1 protein-coding gene is annotated in these 1,977 nt (G+C 68.4%); it reads right to left on the reverse strand.

The features are described from left to right. A partial coding sequence (locus WA317_RS04360; protein WP_425171877.1) for an acyltransferase domain-containing protein occupies positions 1 to 1,977 on the reverse strand: 1,977 nt, incomplete at both ends.

A 1,977-nucleotide genomic window follows, 5' to 3' on the forward strand; every position in this document is an offset into this window, starting at 1 on the left:
GGTCAAAGCGGCGAACGCCTGCCCATGCTGCGCACCGGTGCGGCGCAGTGCGGTGTAGAAGTCCGCTGGCGACAGGGCAGTTCCGGCCACACCGGCAGATGGTGGCGCCGGCACATCGCCCTGCGCCACCTCGACGCGGGCGACCGCATGACGGCACCAGGTGCCGGCGGCTGAGCGCGAATGGATCTCGACCCGAATGCTGTCGTCGGCGCTTTGACTCAGCTGCGTTGTCAGTTGGGTACCGGCGTCCAGCGCAAGCATCTGCTCGACTTCAAGCCGATTCAGCTGCACGAACCGGACCGGCTGGCCGAGAGCCTCGCTGCCGGCTGCAAGCGCGATCTCGGCGAAAGCCGCCGCAGGCAGCACAGGCTGGCCATGCACCTTGTGATCGGCCAGCCAGGGAATGACGTCGGTTCCGACGTTCGCCTGCCAGACATGGTCGCGGCCGGACGGCATTTCCACATGCACCCCAAGCAAGGGGTGTGCACCGGCTGGCCCGCGGCCAACCGATCGATCCGCCATCCAGTACTTCGCGTGCAGCCACGGCGTCGGTGGAAGGTGCGCGAATTGACCTGCGCTGCCGGAACGTTGCGCCATCGCACCTAGCGGCGGGCGAACCGACGCCAGCTGCGTATGGAAGGTCAGTGTTTCGGGGTTGTCCCGGTTCAGCGTTGCCCCCACATGGACGTCACCTAGAGGCCGGGCGGACTGCAGGCTTTCGGAGATGGCATGACTGAGCAGCGGATGCGGACTGACTTCGATGAACATGGCGTGATCGGCGCCGGCAGCGGCCACGGCCTGGCCGAACCGCACCGGATTGCGCAGGTTGGCCACCCAGTAGCCGGCGTCGAACATCGGGTCGCCACCCGTGTGCCCGGTTGTGCTGATCAGCGGGATCTTCGGCGTGACCGGTACGAGATCGGAAAGCGCAGTGCGCAACTCGGGCAGAATCGGATCGATCGTCGGGTGGTGCGACGCCACGTCCACCTCGACGCGCCGCGCCAGCCGGCCTTGCGCGTCCACGACCGCGATCAGCGCTTCAACCTGCTCGGGCGGCCCGGCGATCACCGACTGTTGGGGCGACGCGTACACCGCCACCGTGATGTCAGGATAGTCAGCGACCAACTTCTCGACGGCCGCCGCGCTGAGCTCCAGCAGCGCCATCGCGCCGTGGCCGGATAGCCGCGACATCAACCGGGATCGGGTCGCAATCACCCGCAAGCCGTCAGCGGCGGTCAGCGCTCCGGCCACCACCGCAGCGGTAACCTCGCCCATTGAATGGCCGATCACCGCATCGGGTTCCACGCCGTAGGAGCGCCACAACTCGGTCAACGCCAGCTGCATCCCGACCAGCACCGGCTGAATGCGGTCAATACCGACCAGCGGCTCACCGGCGTCCAGCACCTGACGCAGCGAAAACCCGACCTGTTCGACAAAGACCGGTTCCAACTCGGCGACCGCGGCCGCGAACCCCGGCTCGTCGGCCAGCAACTCCCGGCCCATGCCGGGCCATTGCGAACCCTGGCCGGAATAGACGAATACCGTGCCTGACCCGCGCGGCCCCTGGTGCGGATTCACCACGCCCGGCGCCGGCTGCCCTGCGGCCAGCGCTCGTAACCCCGTCACCGCCTGCCGGCGGTCCCGCGCGCACACCGTAGCGACCTTGCCGTGACGGCTGCGGTGATGGCTGAGGGTGTAAGCGACATCAGCCAGCGGCACACCAACGCCGTCGCTTTCCAGCCAATCGGCCAAGCCCGACGCCCAGGCTGCTGCCCGCTGCTCGGTCTTGCCCGAGACAACCAACGTCGTCACCGCCGAAGCCCCATTCCCCGACGCCGACACCGGCGTCGGATCGGGCCCCTGCTCCAGCACCACATGCGCGTTCGTGCCGCCCAGCCCGAACGAGGACACCCCGGCGCGCCGCGGACCCTGGCAATCGGGCCACGCGGCCAGTTCGGTGGGAACGAACAACCGCGT

The sequence above is a fragment of the Mycobacterium sp. genome, assembly GCF_049802695.1.
Classification (GTDB): domain Bacteria; phylum Actinomycetota; class Actinomycetes; order Mycobacteriales; family Mycobacteriaceae; genus Mycobacterium.